This window comes from Pseudomonas sp. SG20052 (assembly GCF_031766055.1).
GTDB lineage: Bacteria > Pseudomonadota > Gammaproteobacteria > Pseudomonadales > Pseudomonadaceae > Aquipseudomonas > Aquipseudomonas mandelii.
Genome location: NZ_CP134498.1, coordinates 2,786,185 through 2,809,561 on the forward strand (window position 1 = coordinate 2,786,185; position 23,377 = coordinate 2,809,561).

Annotated in this window: 20 protein-coding genes and 1 pseudogene; 8 read left to right on the forward strand and 13 right to left on the reverse strand. The window is 60.8% G+C overall.

Annotated features, from left to right (window positions below; genetic code table 11):
* Positions 1 to 77 precede the first annotated feature (77 nt).
* The 7 genes from RHP74_RS12760 to RHP74_RS12790 form a co-directional block, all read right to left on the reverse strand.
* Positions 78 to 440 (reverse strand): Na+/H+ antiporter subunit G, encoded by a 363-nt coding sequence (locus tag RHP74_RS12760; RefSeq protein ID WP_010459660.1) that lies wholly within the window; start codon positions 438 to 440, stop codon positions 78 to 80.
* Positions 437 to 715, reverse strand: coding sequence for a K+/H+ antiporter subunit F (locus RHP74_RS12765; protein ID WP_007935991.1), 279 nt, complete (start codon positions 713 to 715; stop codon positions 437 to 439). The genes RHP74_RS12760 and RHP74_RS12765 overlap by 4 nt, the downstream gene beginning before the upstream one ends.
* On the reverse strand, positions 712 to 1,200 hold the full coding sequence (locus RHP74_RS12770) for a Na+/H+ antiporter subunit E (protein WP_145310302.1): 489 nt from the start codon (positions 1,198 to 1,200) through the stop codon (positions 712 to 714). The genes RHP74_RS12765 and RHP74_RS12770 overlap by 4 nt, the downstream gene beginning before the upstream one ends.
* On the reverse strand, positions 1,197 to 2,882 hold the full coding sequence (locus RHP74_RS12775; RefSeq protein WP_102595422.1) for a monovalent cation/H+ antiporter subunit D: 1,686 nt from the start codon (positions 2,880 to 2,882) through the stop codon (positions 1,197 to 1,199). Before RHP74_RS12775 ends, RHP74_RS12770 begins: the two co-directional genes overlap by 4 nt.
* Positions 2,879 to 3,223, reverse strand: a complete 345-nt coding sequence (locus RHP74_RS12780; protein WP_007986256.1) for a Na+/H+ antiporter subunit C — start codon at positions 3,221 to 3,223, stop codon at positions 2,879 to 2,881. The genes RHP74_RS12775 and RHP74_RS12780 overlap by 4 nt, the downstream gene beginning before the upstream one ends.
* Positions 3,223 to 6,141, reverse strand: a complete 2,919-nt coding sequence (locus RHP74_RS12785) for a monovalent cation/H+ antiporter subunit A (RefSeq protein WP_145310298.1) — start codon at positions 6,139 to 6,141, stop codon at positions 3,223 to 3,225. Before RHP74_RS12785 ends, RHP74_RS12780 begins: the two co-directional genes overlap by 1 nt.
* A 270-nt stretch (positions 6,142 to 6,411) precedes the next feature.
* Positions 6,412 to 7,437: a DMT family transporter gene (locus RHP74_RS12790; RefSeq protein ID WP_083376928.1), complete on the reverse strand. Its 1,026-nt coding sequence runs from the start codon at positions 7,435 to 7,437 to the stop codon at positions 6,412 to 6,414.
* On the opposite strand from RHP74_RS12790, the gene RHP74_RS12795 reads away from it, so the two are divergent.
* The 5 genes and pseudogenes from RHP74_RS12795 (at position 7,432) to RHP74_RS12815 (ending at position 11,818) form a co-directional block, all read left to right on the forward strand.
* Positions 7,432 to 7,995 (forward strand): XRE family transcriptional regulator, encoded by a 564-nt coding sequence (locus RHP74_RS12795; RefSeq protein ID WP_311099755.1) that lies wholly within the window; start codon positions 7,432 to 7,434, stop codon positions 7,993 to 7,995. The genes RHP74_RS12790 and RHP74_RS12795 overlap by 6 nt on opposite strands.
* Positions 7,996 to 8,030: 35 nt before the next feature.
* A pseudogene (locus RHP74_RS12800) lies at positions 8,031 to 8,295 on the forward strand (ABC transporter ATP-binding protein); the annotation flags it as partial.
* 14 nt (positions 8,296 to 8,309) lie between these two features.
* Entirely contained in the window at positions 8,310 to 9,743 is a 1,434-nt protein-coding gene (locus RHP74_RS12805; RefSeq protein ID WP_311099757.1) for an FAD/NAD(P)-binding protein, read from the forward strand.
* A gap of 128 nt (positions 9,744 to 9,871) precedes the next feature.
* Positions 9,872 to 11,368: a helix-turn-helix transcriptional regulator gene (locus tag RHP74_RS12810; RefSeq protein ID WP_077749707.1), complete on the forward strand. Its 1,497-nt coding sequence runs from the start codon at positions 9,872 to 9,874 to the stop codon at positions 11,366 to 11,368.
* Positions 11,369 to 11,563: 195 nt separating this feature from the next.
* A complete protein-coding gene (locus RHP74_RS12815) occupies positions 11,564 to 11,818 on the forward strand; it encodes a DUF1652 domain-containing protein (RefSeq protein WP_010459680.1) in 255 nt (84 codons plus the stop codon).
* Between the two features lie 479 nt (positions 11,819 to 12,297).
* On the opposite strand, the gene RHP74_RS12820 is transcribed toward RHP74_RS12815, so the two are convergent.
* Positions 12,298 to 13,413: a Gfo/Idh/MocA family oxidoreductase gene (locus RHP74_RS12820; RefSeq protein ID WP_311099758.1), complete on the reverse strand. Its 1,116-nt coding sequence runs from the start codon at positions 13,411 to 13,413 to the stop codon at positions 12,298 to 12,300.
* Between the two features lie 612 nt (positions 13,414 to 14,025).
* Here RHP74_RS12820 and RHP74_RS12825 point away from each other — a divergent pair.
* Positions 14,026 to 15,573 (forward strand): TerC family protein, encoded by a 1,548-nt coding sequence (locus RHP74_RS12825; protein WP_077749704.1) that lies wholly within the window; start codon positions 14,026 to 14,028, stop codon positions 15,571 to 15,573.
* A gap of 62 nt (positions 15,574 to 15,635) precedes the next feature.
* Here the strand turns inward: RHP74_RS12825 and RHP74_RS12830 are convergent, their stop codons facing one another.
* From RHP74_RS12830 to RHP74_RS12850, 5 genes are all read right to left on the reverse strand, one after another.
* The gene (locus tag RHP74_RS12830; RefSeq protein WP_010459689.1) at positions 15,636 to 16,403 is read right to left on the reverse strand and encodes an SDR family oxidoreductase; all 768 of its coding nucleotides are present in this window, start codon (positions 16,401 to 16,403) and stop codon (positions 15,636 to 15,638) included.
* A 45-nt stretch (positions 16,404 to 16,448) separates the two neighbouring features.
* A complete protein-coding gene (locus RHP74_RS12835) occupies positions 16,449 to 17,516 on the reverse strand; it encodes a phosphotransferase family protein (protein ID WP_010459691.1) in 1,068 nt (355 codons plus the stop codon).
* A gap of 144 nt (positions 17,517 to 17,660) precedes the next feature.
* Entirely contained in the window at positions 17,661 to 18,626 is a 966-nt protein-coding gene (locus RHP74_RS12840) for a 2-hydroxyacid dehydrogenase (RefSeq protein WP_311099762.1), read from the reverse strand.
* Between the two features lie 101 nt (positions 18,627 to 18,727).
* The gene (locus RHP74_RS12845; RefSeq protein ID WP_077749703.1) at positions 18,728 to 19,324 is read right to left on the reverse strand and encodes a TetR/AcrR family transcriptional regulator; all 597 of its coding nucleotides are present in this window, start codon (positions 19,322 to 19,324) and stop codon (positions 18,728 to 18,730) included.
* 168 nt (positions 19,325 to 19,492) lie between these two features.
* The gene (locus tag RHP74_RS12850) at positions 19,493 to 19,876 is read right to left on the reverse strand and encodes a tautomerase family protein (protein ID WP_311099764.1); all 384 of its coding nucleotides are present in this window, start codon (positions 19,874 to 19,876) and stop codon (positions 19,493 to 19,495) included.
* A gap of 322 nt (positions 19,877 to 20,198) precedes the next feature.
* Here RHP74_RS12850 and RHP74_RS12855 point away from each other — a divergent pair, with 322 nt between their 5' ends.
* A complete protein-coding gene (locus tag RHP74_RS12855) occupies positions 20,199 to 21,479 on the forward strand; it encodes a serine/threonine transporter (RefSeq protein ID WP_010459699.1) in 1,281 nt (426 codons plus the stop codon).
* 225 nt (positions 21,480 to 21,704) lie between these two features.
* Entirely contained in the window at positions 21,705 to 23,366 is a 1,662-nt protein-coding gene (locus RHP74_RS12860; protein ID WP_010459701.1) for a SulP family inorganic anion transporter, read from the forward strand.
* Positions 23,367 to 23,377: the final 11 nt, after the last annotated feature.

Below are 23,377 nucleotides of genomic sequence, written 5' to 3' on the forward strand. Positions count from 1 at the left end.
TTGGTGATTTCCCACGATCCTGTAGGAGCGAGGCTTGCCCGCGAAGAGGCCCTGACCTCCAACACAAATCTTCCGAACTAACTCCCGCTTTCTGTGCGCCGACTACTCACCTCAGCCGGCACATCATCCCCCGCCATGCGCTTGCGAAACAGCGCCGCCCGCGCCAGCAGCAATGTGGTCACCGGCACCGTAATCGACAACAGGATCGGAATCAGCCAGGCATGCAGCACCGGCCCGGACTTCAGCGCCGAAAAATATATGATCGAGGCCAGCGCCACACACCACGCCCCCAGGGTCGAGGCCAGTGCCGGCGGGTGCATACGCTGGAAATAATCCTTCATCCGCACCAGGCCAATGGCGCCGATCAGCGCAAACAGACTGCCGAGCACCAGCAGGATCGCCACGGGTATTTCAACCCACAGAGACAGTTCCGCGTTCATTCGATCACCTCGCCACGCAGCAGGAATTTGGCCAGGGCAAACGAGCCGACGAAGCCGAACAGGGCGATCAGCAGCGCCGCCTCGAAGTAAGTGTCACTGGCATACCGAATGCCAAGCGCCAGCATCATCAGCATCGCGATGATGTACAGGTAGTCCAGTGCCAGAACCCGGTCCTGGGCCGACGGGCCTTTGAACAGGCGAATCAGGGTCAGGATCATCGCCAGCGAAAAGATGAACAGGCTCAGCAGGATCGCGTTCGACAGCAATTCGCTCATTCGAAGATCTCCATCAAGGGGCGCTCGTAGGTCGCCTTGAAGTGTTCGATAAACAGCGTTTCATCCTCCAGATCGAACACGTGCAGCAACAGAATGCTGCGGTCCAGCGCCAGTTCAGACCAGACCGTCCCGGGGACCACCGTGCAGATCATCGACAGTGCCGCGAGGCCGTTGGCATCGCGCAAGTCCAGCGGGACCTTGATGAAGCGCGGGCGCGGTGGACGGCGACCGGCATTGAGCACGCCCCAGGCCACGACGAGGTTGGACACCAGCACGTCACGACCGACCAGGAAGAACAAACGCAGGATCACCCCCGGTCGACGAATGCGGATCGGCAGCGGCCGCAGCTTGCGCATCATCAGCGGCGCGCAGAACCCCAGCACCGCGCCGAGCAACAGGTTGCCGGGGCTTATCGACAGGTTCAGCACCAGCCACAACAGCCACAATGCCAGGGACAACCACGGTGCCGGAAACAGACGCTTCATGGCTGCACCTCCAGCATCGCCGCCCTGGCTTCCGGGCTCGGCACCACACGCGTGCCCAGTACCGCCATCACGTATTGCTGCGGATTGTTCAAGGCATCAGCGGCCGCCTGGGTGTAGCGCATCAGCGGTTCGGCCTTGAAGGTCAGCGCAACACTCAGCCCCAGCAGGACGATGATCGGCACGCACTCGAAGCGTCGCAGCAACGGTGATGGCCGTTCTTCGGGTGTCCAGAAACGCTGGATGCCCAGCCGCGAGAAGGCAATCAACGACGCCAGCCCGGACAGGATCAGCAACGCCAGCAAGCCCCACGCCGCGTTCGATATCGGCACATCGGTGCTATTGCCCAACCCCAACGGGTTGAGCAGGGCACTCAACAGGCTGAGTTTGCCGATAAACCCGGACAACGGCGGCATGCCGATAATCAGCAGCGAGCAAGCAATGAAGCTCAAGCCGAGGAAGGCCATGGTCCAGGGAATCACCTGGCCGACCACGGCTTTCTGTTCGTCATCGAGGTTGATGCCTTTGGGCGGTTGCAGGGATTCCATCGGCCGTGGAAGCAGGTCGCCGTCGTCGAACAGCGGCATTTCATTGGCGGAACGGGAGCGCTCGATCAGCTCGGCCAACAGGAACAACGCGCTCAACGCCAGGGTCGAGCTGACCAGATAGAACAGCGCCGCGCCGATCAGGTTCGGCTGGGCAAAGCCGATGGCCGACAGCAGAATCCCCGCCGACACCAGAATGCTCAGGCTGGCCATGCGTTCCAGTCGTTGCGCGGCGAGGATTGCCACGCCGGCGCAGACGATGGTCGCCATGCCGCCGTAAATCAGCCAGTCGCCACCAAAGTACGCCGACGCCCCGGCCTGGCCGGAGAACAGCAAGGTCCACAAGCGCAGCAAGGTGTAGACGCCGACCTTGGTCATGATCGCGAACATCGCCGCCACCGGTGCGCTGGCGGCGGAATAGGCCGGCACCAGCCAGAAGTTCAGCGGCCACATCCCTGCCTTGGCCAGGAACGCCACCGCGAGAATCCCCGCGCCGGCGTGCAGCAGGCCGCGATCGGCTTCCGGCACCAGCGGGATTTTCAGCGCCAGGTCGGCCATGTTCAGCGTGCCGGTGACGCCATAAATCAGCGCAGCGCCAATCAGGAACAGCGACGACGCCAGCAGGTTGATCGAGATGTAATGCAAGCCCGAGGACACCCGCGCCCGGCCCGAACCGTGGAGCATCAGGCCGTAGGAGGCCGCCAGCAGCACTTCGAAAAACACGAACAGGTTGAACAGATCCGCCGTCAGGAACGCGCCGTAAAGGCCCATCATCTGAATCTGGAACAGTGCGTGGAAACTCGAACCGGCGCCGTCCCAACGGGCCATGGCGAACAGCAAGGCACTGACGCCGATGATCCCGGTCAGCACCAGCATCAACGCCGACAGGCGATCGACCACCAGCACGATTCCGAATGGCACCTGCCAGTTGCCCGGGAGGTAGACGCCGATCGAACCGGGCACGCCAGTGGCTTGCGTCCATTGCAGCAACAGCACGGAAATCCCCAGGCCCAGCAGGCTGGAGAACAGGTTGATCTTGGCTTTCAACGGGCGGTGTTTCTCGCCGAGCATCAGCATGAGGGCGGCGGTCAGCAGCGGCAGCAGAATCGGTGCCGCGATCAGGTGCGTCATTGCATTCATTCTTTAGGCTCCCGGCCATCGACGTGGTCGGTCCCGGTCAAGCCGCGCGAGGCCAGCAACACCACCAGAAACAGCGCTGTCATGGCGAAGCTGATCACGATCGCGGTCAGCACCAGCGCTTGCGGCAGCGGGTCGGTGTAGTGCAACAGGTCCTGCGGCACGCCGTCCTTGATGATCGGCTCCTTGCCGATGAACAAGCTGCCCATGCTGAAGATGAACAGGTTGACGCCGTAGGACAGCAGGCACAGGCCCATCACCACCTGAAACGTCCGTGGCCGCAGGATCAGCCAGACGCCGGACGCGGCGAGCACGCCGATGGCGATTGCGATGACTTCTTCCATCAGACGGCTCCTTTGGTGGCGACGGATCTGGGCAGGGCAGCGGTCTTGTGACCCCGGACCGATTGGTGAGCGATGGCGGTGAGGATCAACAGCGTCGAACCGACCACCACGGCGTACACGCCGATATCAAAGAACAGCGCACTGGCGATGTGAATGTCGCCCAGCACCGGCAGTTCAAAATGCCAGGTGTGGGTGGTCAGGAACGGATACCCGACTGCCATCGCGCCGAGCCCGGTGATCGTGGCGAACAACAGGCCGGTGCCCATCCAGCGCAACGGTCGCAGGCTCATTTGTGCCTCGACCCACTGGGTGCCGGCAACCATGTATTGCAGGATGAAGGCGACCGACATCACCAGCCCGGCGACAAAACCGCCACCCGGTTGATTGTGCCCGCGCATGAACAGGTAGAAGGACACCACCACCGCAATCGGCAGCAGCAGGCGCACCAGCACCGCCGGGACCATCATGAAACCGAGCGCGGTGTCGCTGGCATGGCGCGGGTTGACCAGGTCGGTGACGACGTCGGGCGCCAGCAGGCGTTGCTGAGCCGGCAATTGCAGGCTTTCTTTCGGCGGGCGGAAGCGGCGCAACAGGGCGAAGACGGTCAGGGCCACGGCGGCCAGCACAGTTATTTCACCGAGGGTATCGAAACCACGGAAGTCCACCAGCATCACGTTGACCACGTTGCTGCCGCCGCCTTCGGGCAGGGCGCGACTGAGGTAGAACGAGGAAATGTGGTTGGGCGTCTGGCGCGTCAGCATCGCGTAGGCCAGCAACGCCATGCCGCCACCGACGACACTCGACAGCAGCAAGTCGCGGATCCGGCGGATGCGCGCCTTGCGCAGGGTGCTCGGCAGGGGCGCCACCTCTTCGATCCGCCGTGGCAACCAGCGCAGACCGAGGAGGATCAGCACCGTAGTCACCACTTCCACGACCAGTTGCGTCAATGCCAGGTCCGGCGCCGAGAACCAGACAAAGGTGACACAGGTCATCAGGCCGCAGACGCTGACCATGGTCAGGGCGGCGAGCCGGTGATACTTGGCCTGCCACGCCGCGCCGAGGGCACAGGCAATCGCCAGCAGCCACAGGGTCACGAACACGATCGAGCCCGGAATCTTCGGCCGGTCACCCCAGCTCAGGCTGCTGTGCAGCATCGGAATCAATCCGGCGAACACCGCCGCGAGGACCACCAGGAACAATTGCGTTTGCAGGCGCTTGGTGTTGATTCGCCGCTCCAGCCGACGGGCGAGGCGCATCATGACCACCAGGCTGCGTTCGAACAGGCGCTTGCCGTTGAAACGCCCAATGATCGGCGGGTATTTGAAACGCCCGCGCTTGAGCTGATTGCGCAGCAGCAGGTAAAGCACGATGCCGCAGGACATGGCGATCAGGCTCATGATCATCGGCGCGTTCCAGCCGTGCCAGATCGCCAGGCTGTACTCCGGCAAGGTGCCGCCCACCACCGGCAGGGCCGCAGCGGACAGCAACGGGCCGACCACTTGCGCCGGGAAAATCCCCACGACCAGACAGGCGAACACCAGCAACTCCACCGGCGCGCGCATCCAGCGTGGCGGTTCGTGCGGGGTGTGGGGCAGGTCGGTGGCGGTCGGGCCGAAGAACACATCAACGGTGAAGCGCAGCGAATAGGCGACGCTGAAAGTACCGGCGATGGTCGCCACGATTGGCAAGGTCATCTCGACCCAGGCCGTGGCGTTGATGAACACGGTTTCGGCGAAGAACATCTCTTTGGACAGGAAGCCGTTGAGCAGCGGCACACCGGCCATCGAGGCACTGGCGACCATGGCCAGGGTGGCGGTGAACGGGATCAGCTTGATCAGGCCGCTGAGCTTGCGGATGTCACGGGTGCCGCTTTCATGGTCGATGATCCCGGCGGCCATGAACAGCGAGGCCTTGAACGTGGCGTGGTTGAGGATGTGAAACACGGCGGCCACGGCGGCCAGCGGACTGTTAAGTCCCAACAACAAGGTGATCAGGCCGAGGTGGCTGATGGTCGAGTAGGCCAGCAAACCCTTGAGGTCGTTCTGGAACATCGCGCAGTACGCGCCAAGCAACAGGGTACAAGCCCCGGCGCCGCTGACGATGTAGAACCATTCTTCACTGCCGGACAACGACGGCCAGAGCCGCGCGAGCAGAAACACCCCGGCCTTGACCATGGTCGCCGAGTGCAGATAAGCCGAAACCGGTGTCGGCGCTGCCATCGCGTGGGGCAGCCAGAAGTGGAAGGGGAATTGCGCACTTTTGCTCAGGGCGCCGATCAGGATCAGGGGCAGCAGGATAGGGTAGAGGTGATGCGCGCGAATCAGGTCGCCGGCGGCCAGGACCTTGTCCAGGTCATAGCTGCCGACCACATGGCCGAGCAGCATCACCCCCGCCAGCAAACACAAACCGCCCGCGCCGGTGACCATCAGCGCCATATAGGCGCCGCGTCGCGCATCGGCGCGGTGGTGCCAATAGCCGATCAACAGGAATGAAAAGAGGCTGGTCAGCTCCCAGAAAAACACGATCTGGATAAGGTTGCCGGAGATCACCAATCCGAGCATCGCACCCATGAACGCCAGGAAAAACGCAAAGAAACGCGGCACCGGATCGTCCGGCGACATGTAATAGCGGGCGTATAAAGAAACCAGCGTGCCGATGCCCAGCACCAGCATCGAGAACAGCCAGGCGAAGCCGTCCATGCGCAGGACGAAGTTCAGGCCCAGGCTGGGCAGCCAGAAAAATTCTTCACGAATGACGCCGCCATCGGCGATTTGCGGGTACAAGAGGGCAACCTGGACGGTGCCAATCAAAGCCACCAGGCCAGCCAGTAAAGATTCGGTATTACGCGCGTTGTGTGGCAGCAAAGCCGCCAGACAGCTGCCGATAAAAGGCAGAAGCAGTAGAACTATCAGGGACATAGGCTTCTAATCTGCGGAAGTTTGTGAAGCATCATACGTGCCAGCTCTCGGATCACCAAACGCCAAGCTGTCGCAGAATCCTTCAAGGTAGACGGGAAAAGCCGGGTTTACAGTGTTGCGAAGGACTGTTTTAGCAGGTCCGGCCCCTTCGCGGGCAAGCCTCGCTCCTACGGGTTTTGTGTCGATACCTGAACTTGCGAACGACACAAAACCCGTAGGAGCGAGGCTTGCCCGCGAAGGCAATCCGCCAGGCACCGAAAATCTTAAAGCTTAACCTTGGATTTCCCGTTCCAACTCTTCTTCGGTCGCAGCTGCCTTACCCTTGGTCTTCAACTCACTCACTATCACCGCCGCCACAATTAACCCCGCACCCACCAGAGCAATCGCCGGCAACCGCTCCCCGGCGATCCGCCCGACAATCCCGGCCCACACCGGCTCGCCCGCATAGATCAACGTCGCCCGAGTCGGCGATACGCTCTTCTGCGCCCAGTTCATCGCCACCTGGATTGCCGCGCTCGCGGCGCCCAGGCCCAGTGCACTGCACAGCAACAACCACGAGAAATCCGGAATCACTTCCTGGGTCGGCACCACCATCAGGAACGCCAGCACCGACGTGGTCGCCAGTTGCACCACCGTCACCCGGCGCACATCGACCTGACCGGCATAGGTGCTGATCAGAATGATCTCTGCCGCAATCGCGACCGCGCTGATGAGCGTGGCGATTTCACCGGGGCTGAAATTAAAGGACGCGCCCGCAGGCCCGGACAGCAACATCAACCCGGTAAACGCCAGCATGATCCCGATGCTCGGCATCAGCCCCGGACGCCGCCCCAGCACCAGCCATTGCAGCAACGGCACGAAGGGCACGTACAGCGCGGTAATAAACGCCGACTGACTGCTGGGAATACTTTGCAAACCCACGGTCTGCAAGCCGTAACCGAGCATGATCGCCACGCCGATAAAGGCACCGGCCTTGAGTTCGAACAGGGTCAGGTCCCGCAGGTGACGCCATGAGAACAACGCAACAATGATTGCCGCCGCGGCAAAGCGCAGGCCGACGAAAAACATCGGCCCGCTGACGGTCATTGCATGCTGCACCAGCAGGAATGTCCCGCCCCAGACCATGGTGATCAGCACCAGCACGCACTCGGCCTTGCTGAACCGAGAGAAACGGGGAGAAGTGTGAGAGGGGTTCACAGACGTCATGACCTTGCGCGCTACCTGAGGGCGACGCACAATGCGTCGAATGTTGCGCAGTATACTGCCCAACCCCACCGAGTGAGCAATATAGTGCACAAAGATTCTACCCCGCGGGCTTCGGTCCTCCAGCACGTCAGCCAGAACGTCCGACGCCTGCGCCATGCCGCCGACATGAGCCAGACCGCGCTGGCCGAAAAGTCCGGAGTTAGCCGCCGCATGCTGGTGGCCATCGAGGCTGGCGAGAAAAACGTCAGCCTGACCACCCTTGATCGCGTGGCCGAAGCGCTGGACGTGGCGTTCAGTGATTTGATCCAGGCGCCGGATGCCCGAGATCCGAGCCGTATCAACGAAGTGGCCTGGGCCGGTACGATCCCCGGGAGCAAAGCCGTTCTGCTGTCCAAAGCCACCGCTACCCGCGAAGTGGAGCAATGGGAGTGGTGCCTGCAACCAGGAGAAATCTACCCCTCGCAACCGGATGCCGAGGGCTGGAGTGAGCAGATCTTTGTATTTGAAGGCTGCCTGACCTTGATGCTGGGCGACACGCCGCATGATATCGCCGCCGGCGAGTTCTACATGTTCCCCAGCAACCAGCCGCACGCCTACCGCAATGATGGGGTTGTGGCGACGCGGTTTGTGCGAAACGTGGTGATTTGACTGCGGACTATCGCTCAGCGGAAACGATGAGCTACCTGGTCGCCATCGGCAGGGCGCTGATGACACGTCCTACTTTGGTACTGCTTGATGAACCATCCATGGGTTTGGCGCCTATTATCGTCCCGGAGATTGTCGAGATCGTCGCGCAACTCAATCGTGCCGAGCAGGTGAGCTTTCTGATTGCCGAGCAAAACATTAACGTGGCACTCAACTACGCATCGACGGCTTACGTCCTCGATACCGGCCGAGTCGTTGCTGGCGCGGGGCGACCTGCCCGGTTTCTATTCAGGTAAACATTGACCAGTGAGAACGCCATGACTCAAACCCAGCGCGCACAGGCGACCGACGCCATCCGCCACGCGGACATCCTGGTCGTCGGCGGCGGCCTCAGCGGAGCGATGCTGGCGGCGCAGCTGTTGCGATTGCCTGGCAAGCGTTCGGTGCTGGTGATCGAGCCGCGCGCGGAACTCGGGCGGGGCGAGGCGTACAGCGCGGTCGAGCTGGGCCATACGCTCAACGGCAACGCTGCGCGCATGAGCGTTGACCCGGACAACGCTGACGACCTGACCCAATGGCTTACCGAACACATCGCGGCCGGTGGCTGGCCGGAATCCGATGAGCAGCATGTGCCGATCAGTGAGTTGTTCCCGCCCCGGGGCCTGTTCGGGGTGTACGTGCAGCAGCGCTTGGCGCAAGCGCAGGCGGTGGGGGCGGTGGACGGATCGACGGTCGAGCACGTGCGGGCCGAGGTGGTCGATCTGCAAACCCGGGACGACTCAGTGTTGCTGACCTTGAGTAATGGGCAGCGCTTGCAAGGCGCTTACGCGGTGCTGGCCACGGGGATGTTTCCCGCTGCGCGCACCCCGCAGACCGAATCCAGCGGTTTGAACGCTGCGGCGCTGGATCCGTGGGATGTCGCGGCCATGCGCCGGCTGGACCCGCAGTCGACGGTGTTGATCATCGGTTCGGGCCTGACCATGGTCGATGCCGTCGTGTCGTTGGAGCAGGCCGGGCATCGTGGCCCGATCGAAGTGTTTTCCCGGCACGGCTTGCTGCCGCACGTGCGCCGGCAGCCGCCGGCCTGGGTGGATTTTCTCGCTGAGGATCAGTGCATTCGCACGCCTCGACAGCTGGTGCGCGAACTGCGCCGGCATTGCCGGGACGCCATCGCTCAAGGCATCGACTGGCAGGCGCCGCTCGATACCGTGCGGGCGCACATCGGCCGGTTGTGGAATCAGGCGACGGACGTGCAGCGCCGACAGTTTGTGCGGCATGTGCGGCCCTGGTGGGAAAGTCATCACCACCGCTCGCCACCGTTGAGTGCCGAGTTGGTGGCGCGGCTGCACAAGGAAGGGCGGTTGCGGATCCAGGCGGCGTCGTTCAAAGGGCTGGAATCGACGGTCGAGGGGCGGGTGAGCATCCGCATCCGCCGTCGTGGCGAGGTTGAAACCACGGTGGTCAGCGGCGCAGCGTTGATCAATTCCAGCGGCATCGAATACGACTGGCGTCGGGTGGCCCGACCGCTGCCGCAACAACTGCTGGCGCGCGGGCTGATTCGCCCGGGGCCATTGGCGTTGGGGATTGCGGCGGCGGTTGATGGCGCGGTGCTGGACGCTGACGGACAGGTCGCCCAACGGCTGTTCGCCATGGGCCCGCCGTTGCGCGGCATGTGGTGGGAAAGCACGGCCGTCACCGACGTCGCCAGTCAGGCCAAAGCCCTCGCCGACCGGCTGGCCCGGTCGCTGTAGCCGCCGTCGAGCTTGCGTTCGGCTGCACAGTCAGTGCAGCTTCAGGTGCTTTGCACTATCCCAACCCCCTGCGGTCGTAATCTTCACAGGGCGGCGCGTCACTGCGCCGCCGCAACCTTGGAGATCCAATGAGCCAGGACGTCCTGACCACCGAAGCCAATCGCCGTCAGTTGCAGCAAATCATCGCCGGTTTGTCCGATGGGGTGATTTTGCTGGAACTCGACCAGACCATTGTGTGGGCCAATGAAGCCGCGCTGGCCATGCATGGCGTCAGTCAGATCGGCGAGTTGGGCGCCAATGCCAAGGAGTACGCCAAGCGCTTCGCCTTGCGCTATCGCAATAATCACCCGGTGCCGCCAGAGAACTACCCGATCAGCCGCGTCGCTAAGGGCGAGACCTTCGCCGATGTGTTGGTCGAGGTGACGCCGGTCGACGATGAGGAACGCATGTGGGTTCATAACGTGCGCAGCATGGTCCTCGCCGACAGCGCCGGCGAGGCGGAGTCGCTGGTGTTGATCATGGACGATGTCACGGAATGGGCGAGCGCCGAGCAGCGTTTCGAGAAGACGTTCAATGCGAATCCGGCACCGGCGGTGATCTGTCGTCTCAGCGATTTGCGTTACATCAAAGTCAATTCGGGCTTCCTGGAAATGACCGGCTATGCCCGCGATCAGGTGATCGGGACTTCGACCTATGAGCTGGACATTCTGGATGGCGCCGAAAACAGGGACCTGGCCATCGAGCGTCTGCGCGAGCACGCCACGATCCCGCAGATGCAGGCTGAGCTGAAACTGCCTGAAGGCGGCAGCAAGCAGGTGATCGTCGCCGGTCAGCCGCTGGAGTTCAACGAGGAAGACTGCATGCTGTTTTCCTTCGTCGACATGGAGCCGCGGCACAAGGCCGAGGTTGCCCTGCGCCAGAGCGAGGAGCGGTTCGCCAAGGCGTTTCGCCTGACGCCGGTGCCGACGCTGGTCTGTGGTGCACAGGATCAGGTGGTGATCGACGTCAACGAAGCCTTCCTGGATACCCTCGCGTACCCCAGTGAAGAGGTGCTCGGAAAAACCGTTGCCGAACTCGACTTTATCGATGACAAGGGCGCGCGCACACGGCTGTTCGCGGCGCTGGAGAAGGCGGGAAGCCTGGATCGGGTCGATGTCAGAATCCGCAGGAAAGACTCGAGCGTGATTGACTGCACGGTGTCGGCCGACACCGTGAACATTCAGGACAACCCTTGCTACCTGCTGGTGTTGATGAACATCACCGAACGCAAACGTACCGAGCTGGAACTGGTGGCGGCGATCGAAGAAGTGATGAAAGACGCTTCCTGGTTCACCCGTACGTTGATCGAAAAACTCGCCAACGTGAAGAACATTAACTCGCCGCAGTTACCCAGCGTGTCCTTCACCGACCTGACCGCCCGCGAGCGCGATGTGCTCGGCCTGATCTGCGAAGGCCTGGCGGACAAGGAAATCGCGGCACGCCTGAAACTGGCGCCCAATACTGTGCGCAACCACGTGTCGACGGTGTATTCCAAGCTGGATGTGCACAGTCGCAGCGAAGCAATTGTGTGGGCGCGGGAGCGAGGTTTGTTCTCCAGTGAGTGGCGGCCCAAAGGCCAGCGTTAAGGTGCAAATGCACTAGACGAGGCAGTGCAAATGGAGGTTCTGGCGGGGTGCAGCAGTTCCTAACCTGTCAGGGTGCGAAACGGGCCTTTGGTCGGTATCGCGTCCTCTACGAAACAGCTTAAGGAACAGTCGTATGCTCGGCCAATTCAACCAGTTTTCAGTCGACGGGGTCAGCCGGCCCATGGGTGAATCGCAATGATTTATCTGGCGCAATTGCGTGCGCAACTGGAACAGCACTTTTCCCCGCTGGCTTGTGATTGCAGCGTGTCGGGGGACAACTCGGTGACGGTGAAGCTGTATCACCCGGCGTCGGGGCAGGTGGATCTGGTGGTCAGTGGGCTGAGTGTCGCTCACCTCAGAACACCGGAAGCGGTCGCTTCGTTGATTGAGGAGCTGCGTTACGAGCTCGAAAGCAACAATTTGCATCAGAGGCAGGACTCGGTTTCGTAGCTGTCGTTTTTCAGTGTTGAAAACGAGTTAAGTGCCTTATTGACTGGCATTGGCGGCGGGCTAGGCTATAAGAAATGCGAGGGTATTATTTTCTGTGACCAATCCGCGGCTACGCGGTAGGGGTGTCGGGTCGCGGAAAGTGTCGATGACTTATCGCGGGACAGCCTATGAACAGTCTTGGGAAACGTGCTTTTTCGCCCCTGTCGCTCGCCTTTTGCGTAGCGATGCTCAGTGGTTGCGCCAGTCCGCCACCTCCACCGCCCGCCGCACCACCGCCTGTTCCGCAGCGCACCTGCGAAACCACTGAACAAACGGATGTGATGGGCGATGCAAGAGTGACCGAGGAAGTGACCCGGCAAACGAAAGTGACCCGTTGTGTCACTCAGTAGGTCTGAGTGACTGCTTCGTTGCTTTCTTCATGTGTTGAATGCGCAATGATCCGGCACCCTCACGGGTGCCGACACCTGGGGGCCTGAACCTCAGACATCCTCGATCCTGACCCAGCGTGACTCGCTTGCCGCCAACCGGATCGCCGTCGCCAGACGTTCAACTTCCCATGCTTGCTCAAAGTCAGTCCCGCCCTGGGAAAGGCCAGCCAGGGCCATCACCAGGTCATGTACCTCTAGCGTCTTGAGTTCGTTGTATCCCAGCTGATGACCCGCAGCCGGGCTGAACGCCGCGTAGCCCGGCAGGTTCGGTCCGGCGAGCAAGCGCTGGAAACCGTCCTGGCCGGCGCGATACAGGCGCAGCTCGTTCAAGCGCTCCTGGTCGAACGCCAGCGTGCCTTCAGTGCCGCTGATCTCGAAGCTCAGGTGGTTCTTGTAGCCATGCTTGAGCCAACTGCTGCTGAACGTACCGCGTGCGCCGTTGGCAAACCGCAGCAGCGCGTGGACCTGATCGTCGACTGCAATGGGCCGTTGCTCCTGGCTGCCTGACGTCGCAGGACGCTGCCGGTGCACGGTTTGAGCGTCGGCGCACACTGATGCGACATCGCCCATCAGATAGCGCGCCATCGCCAGTAAATGACTGCCCAGATCCGCCAGCGCGCCGCCCGCGTGATCGGCATCGCAGCGCCACGACCACGGCGAAGCAGGATCGGCCATGAAGTCTTCGCTGAATTCGCCCTGAAAACTGATGAGCTGCCCCAGTTTGCCGCTGTCGATCAGCTCCCTGGCCAGCCCGATCATCGGGTTGTGCTGATAGTTGTAACCTACCCGCGTCACGATGCCCGCAGCGTTGGCGGCCTGACGCATCGCGTTAGCTTGCTGCAGATTCACCGCCAGAGGCTTCTCGCAATACACCGCTTTACCCGCCGCGAGGGCGGCCATGGCCATGGGGTAGTGGAGGTGATTGGGCGTAGTGATGGCGACCAGATTGACCTTGGGATCATCGATCAGCTGTTGCCAGTCGGTGTGAGCGGTTTCGAAACTCCAGGCGTCGGCACAGTGCCGTGCACGATGTGGATCGACGTCGGCGAGGGCCGCCAGCCTGAGCTTCAGCGGGAGCTCGAACACCGCGCTGACGTTGCGAAAGGCCAGGGCGTGAGCGCGACCCATGAAACCTGTGCCGATGAGTCCGATACCGAGTTCGCGCATAGCTGGGGGCCTTTTGGGATTTTTGTTGTTGGGACGCTATTTATGGAATATAAATTCCTAAAATGCAATTGGTGGAATAATAATTCGTTATTTGTATGGGATCAGCGAAATGGCTACAACGCTATGCGCTCAGTAGGCGGTGCTGGAAGGTGAGGGGGCGAGTCATTGGTGGAATATTTGGTGGGCCGCTCTTGCTGATCTCTTTTACCGCTCTGTCAGATTTTGAAATAACTCGTCTCGTATGAGGTGCTCCGAAACATTGTAGGATTTCATCCCCCATTTCTTTCAGGTCTATATGAACACCCTCCTGGAGCCTCCCAGTCGCTTTTTTCAATCCACACCCTGTATCCATTCGGCCTTCGCTATTCGGCGCAGGTCTCGCTTTCTAATATCGCGTAACCTCGAAATCCCGGCTGCAGGTTGCTCAGTGATGTCCTTCTCCAGGACTGACCGTGCCATCTCGAAGGGCTCTCCTCCTTGCCTGCGCTCGGTGAAACCTTTCTTTCTTGCGCCTTGTGCCCTGAACATCGCATCCGCTCCGTCGAGCAGGCGTTCGTGTGTTTCTGCCATTCACTCATTCGCCCCCACTCTACGAGAGACTGAATAATTCCTATGGAATGGATTGCTGATCCCACGGCCTGGCTTGGCCTGCTGACCCTGATCGTGCTGGAGCTGGTGCTCGGCATCGACAACCTTGTGTTCATTGCCATCCTGGCTGACAAGCTACCGCCAGAGCAGCGAGATCGCGCGCGTGTCATCGGGCTGTCCCTTGCATTGCTGATGCGTCTTGGCTTGCTCGCGAGCATCTCCTGGATGGTCACCCTGACCGAACCTTTGTTCGAGGTCTTCGACAAGACGTTCTCGGGCCGGGATTTGATCATGCTGTTCGGTGGTGTGTTCTTGTTGTTCAAGGCAACCATGGAATTGCATGAGCGACTTGAAGGGCATGTGACACAACGCTCAGGCAATGCGGCCTATGCGATGTTCTGGCCTATCGTTGCGCAAATTGTGGTACTGGATGCCGTCTTCTCGCTGGACGCTGTGATCACTGCCGTGGGCATGGTGGAGCACTTGTCGGTCATGATGATCGCTGTGATTTTCTCCATTGGCTTGATGATCATCGCAAGCAAGCCATTGACCAATTTCGTCAACGGGCACCCCACCGTCATCATGCTCTGCCTGGGTTTCTTGATGATGATCGGCTTCAGCCTCACCGCTGAGGGCCTTGGCTTCCACATTCCGAAAGGCTATCTCTACGCAGCGATCGGCTTCTCGATCCTGATCGAGTTGTTCAATCAGGTGGCTCGCTCACGCCGCAAGAAGAGTGTGCAAGGTCATCGCCCTATGCGTGAGCGTACTGCGCATGCCGTTTTGCGTTTGCTGGGTGGCCACAAGCTGGGGGCCGATGAAGTTGGCGAGGAAATCGCTGACATGCTGTCAGGTGCAGAGGCCGAGCAGGTTTTCCATCGACGGGAGCGCGTCATGATCAGTGGCGTGCTGCAGTTGGCGGAACGCCCGATACGCGGCGTCATGACTCCGCGTGCGGAAATCGACCACATTGACCTGGCCGATTCTGCGGAAAAAATCCGCACCCAGCTGATGCACTCGCCGTACTCCCGATTGCCGTTGATCCGCAGTGGGCGCGTTGATGAACCTTTGGGGTTCGTCCACAAGAAGGAGCTGCTCAAAGAGCTGTTGGCCGGGCACCAGCCCAACCTGGAAACCATTGCCCGCCAGGCCATCAACTTGCTGGACAACTTCTCGATTCTCAACGCACTGGAACAGATGCGCAAAGAGTCGACTCACATCGCGTTCGTGGTGAACGAGTTCGGTGACTTCATGGGTATTCTGACCATGACCGACATTCTCGAATCCATCGCGGGTGAGTTGCCGGATGCCAGTGAAATTGAAGGCCCGAACATCGTTGTCGAGGAGGGAGGCTTCCTCGTCAGTGGTGCGCTGAATCTCAGCCAGATTCGCGAACACATTGGCTTCCAGGCTAAAGCGACTGATGACTATCAGACGCTCGCAGGGTTGGTCATGAGCTTGCTGGATCGTCTGCCGGTCATTGGCGACAAGCTCGATTGGCAGGAGTGGAGCATGACCGTTGTGGAGGTCGAAGAACGACGAGTGACGAGGGTGCGATTGCGTAAAAAGTAAGCCGGAGTCCGCTCGGCAAAAGGCAGCCCTGAGGCTGCCTTTTGTTCATCCTGGGCAGTGAATCAGGACAAGAACCCGCCATCCACATTCAACGAAACCCCGGTCGTGTAGCTCGACGCATCGCTGGCGAGGTACAGCACCGCGCCGGCCATCTCGCTCGGATCCGCTACGCGCTTGAGCGGGATCTGCTGCAACGCGGTCTTCAGGATCGCGTCGTTCTTCACCAATGCCGACGCGAACTTGGTGTCGGTCAGGCCCGGCAGCAGGGCGTTGCAGCGGATGCCGAACTGCGCGCATTCCTTGGCGAACACCTTGGTCATGTTGATCACGGCGGCCTTGGTCACCGAGTAGATGCCCTGGAAGATGCCCGGCGAGATGCCATTGATCGACGCGACGTTGATGATGCTGCCGCCGCCGTTTTCGCGCATCAGTTTGCCGGCTTCGACCGACATGAAGAAGTAGCCACGGATGTTGACGTCGACGGTCTTCTGGAAAGCGCCTAGGTCGGTGTCCAGTACGTTGCAGAACTGTGGGTTGGTCGCGGCGTTGTTGACCAGGATGTCCAGGCGCCCGAACTGTTCCTTGATGCCGGCGAAGACCTGGCTGATCTGTTCCATTTCACCGATGTGGCACGCGACGGCGGTGGCTTTGCCGCCGGCGGCGATGATGGCGTCGGCCACGTGCTGGCAGCCATCGAGCTTGCGGCTCGAGACGATGACGTGGGCGCCTTGCTGGGCCAACAGTTTGGCGATGGCCTCACCGATACCGCGGCTGGCGCCGGAGACGAAGGCGATTTTGCCGTCGAGGTCGAACAAGTGAGTCTTGGACATGAGGTTTCCTTGTTATTAGGGCCCGGAATGTAGTTAAAGCCGCGATCAGAGCGTAGATTTCTGGATGACTTGCAGGCTCATCTGCTCCAGCAGTTTGTTCATGTGAATGAACTGCGCGAAGCGTTTGTCCTGGGTCTGACCGTGGAAGAAGCGGTAGTAGATCTGCTGCACGATGCCGGCCAGGCGGAACAGGCCGTAGGTGTAATAGAAGTCGAAATTGTCGATCTGGATGCCAGAGCGCTGGGCGTAGTAATCGACGAACTCGCGACGGGTCAGCATGCCCGGGGCGTGGCTCGGCTGGCGACGCATCAGTTGCACCGGCGCCGGGTCTGTGGCTTCGATCCAGTAGGCGAGGGTGTTGCCGAGGTCCATCAGCGGGTCGCCGAGGGTGGTGAGTTCCCAGTCGAGCACGCCGATGATTTGCATCGGGTTGTTCGGGTCGAGGATCACGTTGTCGAAGCGGTAGTCGTTGTGGACGATGCTGGAGGTCGGGTGGTCGGCCGGCATCTTGTCGTTGAGCCAGGCCTTGACCGCCTCCCACTTCGGCGCGTCCGGCGTCAGGGCTTTTTCGTAGCGATCGCTCCAGCCCTTGATCTGCCGTGCCACATAACCTTCGGGCTTGCCCAGGTCGCCCAGGCCAAAGGCCTTGTAGTCGACACGATGCAGTTCAACGAACTTGTCGATGAAGCTTTTGCACAAGGCTTCGGTTTTCGCCGAGTCCAGGCCCAGTTCCGGTGGCAGTTCCGAGCGCAGGATGATCCCGTTGACCCGTTCCATCACGTAGAACTCGGCGCCGATCACCGATTCGTCGGTGCAGTGCACATAGGCCTTGGGGCAATACGGAAAACCGTCGCGCAGTTGATTGAGAATGCGAAATTCGCGGCCCATGTCGTGTGCGGACTTGGCTTTGTGGCCAAACGGCGGCCGACGCAGGACGAACTCTTGCTCCGGGTATTCCAGCAGGTAGGTCAGGTTCGACGCACCGCCTGGAAACTGGCTGATCTGAGGCAAGCCACTCAAGCCCGGAATGTGGGCCTTGAGGTACGGATCGATCAGGCTGGCATCGAGTTCTTCGCCGGTGCGGATACGGGTGGACTGGTCAGTAAGCGCCATGCTTATCCCTTCTGCTTATTCTGGAGGCCTGCGATTATTGGCTAATCTAATGCGCGCACCCGGCACCCACAACCACGAACGGCCCTTATAGGTGAGCGTGTTGCCGGGCAATCATTGCTTTTGATACACCTGTTTGAATGACCCTCAAGGCGCAACCTTGCTCAGTGAGGCCGGCAGGGTAATGGGCGTCAACACGGGACTGCCGGAGAAGAATGCCACCAGGTTACGACCCACCAACTCCACGGTGCCTTGCGTAGCCTCCGGAGACAACCCAGCGACATGCGGCGTCAGGATCACGTTGGTCAGCGCCTTGAGTGCCTCCGGCACGTGAGGCTCGGCATCAAACACATCCAGGGCGGCACCGGCAATGCGTCGTTGCTCAAGCGCAGTGACCAGGTCTGCCGTGGCGATCACCGAGGCTCGGGCGATGTTCACGACGAACCCTTTGGGGCCCAAGGCATCCAGGACGTGTTTATTGATCAGGTGTTTGGTGCCCAGGCCGCCAGGGGTGGCAACGATCAAAAAGTCCGAGGCACGAGCCAGTTCGGTCGGTGTCGAGCAGAAGGTATAGGGTACGTCGCTGCGATGCTGGCGGTTGTGGTAACTCACGGTCATGTCGAAGCCGGCGGCGGCGCGTTTGGCGATGGCCATGCCGACCGCGCCGAGGCCGAGGATCCCCAGGCGCTTGCCGGCCAGGGAGGGGCGCATGATCTTCGGCCACTCGCCGCGGCGTACCGCTGCGTCGCAACGGGGAATGTCGCGAACCAGCGCCAGCAACATCGCCATGGCATGGTCGGCCACTGAAGAGGCGTTGACGCCGGCGCCATTGGTGACGGTGATGTCCCGGTTGGCGGCGGCTTGCAGGTCGACGTGTTCGTAACCGGCACCGATCACGCAGATGATTTTGAGGTTGGGCAGGGCGGCAATTTCATCGGCGTACAAGCCCAATGGACCGCGAGTCAGTACCGCATCAATCTGCGGGCCATGCCGTGAGATGGCGGCGGCGCGCTCGGCCGGCGTCGGGGCCAGAATCAGGTGAAAGCCCTGATGTTCGAGAATCGGCAAGTAATCGTTGATGGTTTCAACCAGTACCAGAACGGTTGCAGGCATGCTGAGCTCCTGTGGGGATTGAATGTCGGATCTCGAATGTTGCTTCAGATTGCTGATTCCAGAGGAGTTTAGCAACGACCGGGGATTGCACACGCCGTTGATCAGACTGATTCACCTTGGGAGGTCAGAAAATGGCGGGCGGCGTCGAGAATCTCATCAGACAGTTCATCCCCCCGCGTGGCGCGAGCCAGGGTCAGCGCGCCGACCATCAAGGAATAATCCACCAAGGCTTGCTGGCGATTGGCTTGGGGCTGATCCGAACCCATCAAAGGGGTGAGCATCTGCAACAAGGCTTCCAGCCCCTGGGTGTAGGTCTGGTGCAAACCGCTTTCGGCGGTTTCATGGCACATGTCGCCGGCAAACGCCGTGACCGGGCAGCTTTCGCCCGGGTTATCGCGGTTGGCCGCCGACAGGTAGGGCGCGATGATGCTCGTGCGGGCCGAAACGCGGTTATCGTTGGCGTCGATTTTCTGCTTCCAGCGTTCCATCGACTGGGTGAACGCCCGGGTGCAGGCCTCTTTCGCCAGCGCTTCCTTAGAGTCGAAATGACCGTAGAACCCGCCATGGGTCAAGCCGGCCGCGCCCATTACATCGACGACGCTGATCCCGTGCAGGCCGCGCTCGCGAAACAGTCGCGTGGCGGCTTCGACGATGATCTCGCGGTTGAGTTCGGCTTGTTTGCGAGAGACTCGAGGCATGGCGGCTCACAGGTAGGGAAGGTGTTTAGATGACTGGCATCATAAGGAACTGTCGAGCGCGTGTCAGTGAATGACTTTCGCGGCAACAGTCGGCCCGGTCGAAGGATGTTTCTATCCCGATTGAGAGATGTCCTCCGAGACCTTGTAAAACGCCAGGCGTGGCGGCAATCAGTTGGCGTATTGAGCGATGCCATTGCCGAAAGACCAGTTCTCGGGTTTGCCTTCCACCAGATTGATGAAGACATCTTCCAGGCGAACACCCAGTTCAGCGTTGAGGCTTTCGGCGATGGTCTTGTAGAGCAGTTTTTTCTGCTCGAGGGTGCGGCCTTCCCGCAAGGTGATCTGGATGATCACCAGGTTGTCCGTGCGATTGATGCCCATGTAAACGGGGTCAAAGATGAAGTGGTTCTCGTCGTGTTCGGCGAGGATCTGGAAGTTATCGTTCTCGGGGACGCCAATGGTGGCATGCATGGCAGCGTAGATCAGCTTGCCGATGCGCTTGGCGAAGGTCGGGTCCGGGTTCTTTTTGATATCGACGCGAACGAGTGGCATGAGAGGTCTCCGTAAAAGAGGGCTGCCGGTCAGCAGGTGATTTGAAAAAACATGACGCTAATCCTTCACCGAATAGATTTATCAGGACATCTATTTAATTTGATGCAAGAGCGCCACGGGAGCAAGTGTAGGAGAGCGCCACAAAGGCACGCACCCACTGGGTCTGGATCTGATCCGCACAACCACTCCTCAGCTAAGTCTTTGCTTCTGTTCATTAATCCCGGACAATCGCGCCCCTGTTTCGGCCAGGGCGCTGCCCGTCGGATTTTTCCGACTCGTCCTGACCGGGTAGCAAATGACCGGAATGCGGAGATCCCACCGGATGAATGATCAGGCCAATAGCGTCGACGAACGCTATGTAGCGGCGACACCAGCGACTCTCACTAGCTGGAATCGCCATGACACCACCTGGATGCTCGGCCTGTTTGGCACGGCCATCGGAGCCGGTACCCTGTTTTTGCCGATCAACGCAGGCCTGGGAGGTTTCTGGCCGTTGCTGATCCTGGCGGTACTGGCCTTCCCGATGACCTTTTATGCGCACCGTGGCCTGACCCGCTTCGTGTTGTCCGGCCGCGAAGGCGCGGACATCACCGAAGTGGTGGAAGAACACTTCGGCATCAAGGCCGGTGCGTTGATCACCTTGCTGTACTTCTTCGCGATCTTCCCGATCCTGCTGATCTACAGCGTGGCCCTGACTAACACCGTGGGCAGTTTCCTTGAACATCAACTGCACATCATGCCGCCCCCGCGCGCCGTGCTGTCGCTGGTGCTGATCCTCGGCCTGCTGGCGGTGGTGCGTTGTGGCGAGCAGGCGATCGTCAAGGCCATGAGCCTGATGGTGTACCCGTTCATCGTGGCGCTGCTGTTTCTCGCGGTGTTCCTGATTCCGCACTGGAACGGTGGCATCCTGGCCACGGCGTCGACCCTGCCTGAACCGTCGGCGCTGCTGCACACGCTGTGGCTGGCCATTCCGGTGATGGTGTTCTCGTTCAACCACTCGCCGATCATTTCGGCGTTCGCGGTGGACCAGAAGCGTCGTTACGGCGAACACGCTGAAGAACGCAGCTCGCAGATCCTCTCCCGCGCCCACCTCTTGATGGTGGCGATGGTGCTGTTCTTCGTCTTCAGCTGCGTGCTGACCCTGTCGCCGGGGCAACTGGCGGAAGCCAAGGCGCAGAATCTGTCGATCCTGTCGTACCTGGCCAACCACTTCAGCAACCCGACCATTGCCTTTGCGGCGCCGTTGATTGCGTTCGTGGCCATATCCAAGTCATTCCTGGGCCACTACATCGGCGCCAGCGAAGGCCTCAAAGGCTTGATCGTAAAAAGCGGCAAACGCCCGGCGCCGAAGACCCTGGACCGCATGACCGCCGCGTTCATGCTGGTGGTGTGCTGGATTGTCGCGACCCTGAACCCGAGCATTCTCGGCATGATCGAAACCCTCGGTGGCCCGATCATCGCCGCGATCCTGTTCCTGATGCCGATGTACGCGATCCGCAAAGTGCCGGCGATGGCGCGCTTCCGAGGTCAGGCGTCCAACGTCTTCGTGACGGCGGTGGGGCTGGTGGCGATTTCGGCGTTGATCTATTCGCTGACGGCCTGAGCACTGCTTTGATCATTCCCACGCGGGGCGGGGGAACGATCAGGGAGCGATCAGGCATATAAAAACGCTGCTCATCTTTCGATGGGCGGCGTTTTTTATTGCGTAGAAGAACGCACACCCCTGATCCAGCGCACCCGTCCCCCAGGATTAGCGGCTAAGCTTGCGGCTGCATCAGCGCGTCGTAGACCGTTTGCCGCAGATTGACCCTTTCTCTGGAGACGCTTTATGGCAGGTGCCCCCGGCGCATCGGTGCAACCCCGTGCCGATACGCCCAACCGCTGGCTCGACGTTATGGCCGGTGTGTCGATTGCCGGTTTGTTGTTGCCCGAGGCCGTTGCCTATTCCAGCATTGCGGCGTTACCGCCCCAGGCCGGGGTGATTGCGCTGTTTGCCGGGTTGCTGTGCTACGGACTGTTCGGCACCAGCCGTTTTGCCATTGTTTCCGCGACTTCATCTTCGGCAGCGGTACTGGCCGCCGCCACCGCCACGCTGGCCAACGGTGATTCAGGGCTGCGCATGACGCTGGCGATCGGCCTGGTGCTGGTGACGGGTGGTTTCTTCCTGTTGGCCGGACTGTTCAAGCTTGGCCGCGTGACGTCATTTATCGCCAAACCGGTACTGCGCGGCTTTGCATTGGGCCTGGCCGTGACCATCATCCTCAAGCAACTGGCGAGCATCGTTGACGTGCACTTGAGCAACGGCAACCTGATCCGTTTCCTGCCGCAACTGCTGGAGCAGTGGGCGCAGTGGAATCGGGTTGGCTTGCTGGTCGCCGCGGTGGCGCTGCTGGTGTTGTGGGTGTGTGCACGTTTTCGGCGATTACCGGGAGGCTTGCTGGTGGTGGCGCTCGGCATTGCCGCCGGCCAATGGCTGAACCTGCCGGCCTACGGAGTGAAACTGATCGGTGTGATCGACCTGAGCCTTGAAGTGCCCCGGCTGCCGGTGCTGCCGTTTGCCGACTGGCTGCACCTGGGGGAATTGGCGTTTGCCATGGTGATGATTCTGTATGCCGAATCCTATGGATCGATTACCTCGTTTGCACTCAAGCATGGTGACCGGGTTTCCTCGAACCGCGATCTGCTGGCCCTCGGGGCGGCCAATCTGCTGTCAGGCCTGTTCCACGGCATGCCGAGCGGCGCCGGTTACTCCGCGACGTCGGCCAATGAGGCGGCCGGTGCCGGTTCACGCCTGGCCGGTGTGGTTGCGGCGGGGGTGGTGTTGCTGATTGTCTTGACCGTGTTGCCCTGGATTGCCTTGACGCCCGAACCGGTGCTGGCGGCCATCGTCATTCATGCACTGGCGCGCGGCTTGAGCCTGCAGCCATTGGGTCGGTATTTCATCTGGCGTCGCGACCGCTTGCTGGTGATCTGCGCGGTGGCCGCCGTGTTGGTGCTTGGCGTGCTGGACGGCTTGCTGGTGGCGGTGGTGATCAGCGTGGTGCTGATGCTCAAGCAGATGTCTTCGGCGGATATTCAAGTGCTGGGGCAAATGGGTAACGGCCATGATTATGTCGACCTGCAGCGCCATCCCGATGCCCGGGCGATCCCTGGCGTGCTGATCGTGAGGCCCAGCGAGGCGCTGTTTTTCGCGAACGTGGAGCGCATTCTGAGTGGCGCGCTGCACCTGGCCCGGCACGCGGAGCCGCCGGTGCATACGATCATTCTCAGCCTGGAAGAATCCCCCGATCTGGACGGCACCAGTATCGAAGCGCTGGAAGCGTTCTTTATGCAGGTGCGGGCGCTGGACATGCTGTTGATCCTGGCGCGGCTCAAGCACGAAGCCAAAGCGGTGCTCGCACGGTTACCGACGCAGGAAATGGAGCAGGTGATTCTGAGTGGCCTGAGCGTCGACGGCGCGGTGCAACAAGCCCTCAAGCCATCCACATAACCCCTGTGGTA

Coding starts and splice junctions, on each gene's coding strand:
- RHP74_RS12760 (WP_010459660.1), bottom strand. CDS start 440: ATGAACGCGGAACTGTCTCTGTGGGTTGAAATACCCGTGGCGATCCTG.
- RHP74_RS12765 (WP_007935991.1), bottom strand. CDS start 715: ATGAGCGAATTGCTGTCGAACGCGATCCTGCTGAGCCTGTTCATCTTT.
- RHP74_RS12770 (WP_145310302.1), bottom strand. CDS start 1,200: ATGAAGCGTCTGTTTCCGGCACCGTGGTTGTCCCTGGCATTGTGGCTG.
- RHP74_RS12775 (WP_102595422.1), bottom strand. CDS start 2,882: ATGAATGCAATGACGCACCTGATCGCGGCACCGATTCTGCTGCCGCTG.
- RHP74_RS12780 (WP_007986256.1), bottom strand. CDS start 3,223: ATGGAAGAAGTCATCGCAATCGCCATCGGCGTGCTCGCCGCGTCCGGC.
- RHP74_RS12785 (WP_145310298.1), bottom strand. CDS start 6,141: ATGTCCCTGATAGTTCTACTGCTTCTGCCTTTTATCGGCAGCTGTCTG.
- RHP74_RS12805 (WP_311099757.1), top strand. CDS start 8,310: ATGACTCAAACCCAGCGCGCACAGGCGACCGACGCCATCCGCCACGCG.
- RHP74_RS12810 (WP_077749707.1), top strand. CDS start 9,872: ATGAGCCAGGACGTCCTGACCACCGAAGCCAATCGCCGTCAGTTGCAG.
- RHP74_RS12815 (WP_010459680.1), top strand. CDS start 11,564: ATGATTTATCTGGCGCAATTGCGTGCGCAACTGGAACAGCACTTTTCC.
- RHP74_RS12820 (WP_311099758.1), bottom strand. CDS start 13,413: ATGCGCGAACTCGGTATCGGACTCATCGGCACAGGTTTCATGGGTCGC.
- RHP74_RS12825 (WP_077749704.1), top strand. CDS start 14,026: ATGGAATGGATTGCTGATCCCACGGCCTGGCTTGGCCTGCTGACCCTG.
- RHP74_RS12830 (WP_010459689.1), bottom strand. CDS start 16,403: ATGTCCAAGACTCACTTGTTCGACCTCGACGGCAAAATCGCCTTCGTC.
- RHP74_RS12835 (WP_010459691.1), bottom strand. CDS start 17,516: ATGGCGCTTACTGACCAGTCCACCCGTATCCGCACCGGCGAAGAACTC.
- RHP74_RS12840 (WP_311099762.1), bottom strand. CDS start 18,626: ATGCCTGCAACCGTTCTGGTACTGGTTGAAACCATCAACGATTACTTG.
- RHP74_RS12845 (WP_077749703.1), bottom strand. CDS start 19,324: ATGCCTCGAGTCTCTCGCAAACAAGCCGAACTCAACCGCGAGATCATC.
- RHP74_RS12850 (WP_311099764.1), bottom strand. CDS start 19,876: ATGCCACTCGTTCGCGTCGATATCAAAAAGAACCCGGACCCGACCTTC.
- RHP74_RS12855 (WP_010459699.1), top strand. CDS start 20,199: ATGAATGATCAGGCCAATAGCGTCGACGAACGCTATGTAGCGGCGACA.
- RHP74_RS12860 (WP_010459701.1), top strand. CDS start 21,705: ATGGCAGGTGCCCCCGGCGCATCGGTGCAACCCCGTGCCGATACGCCC.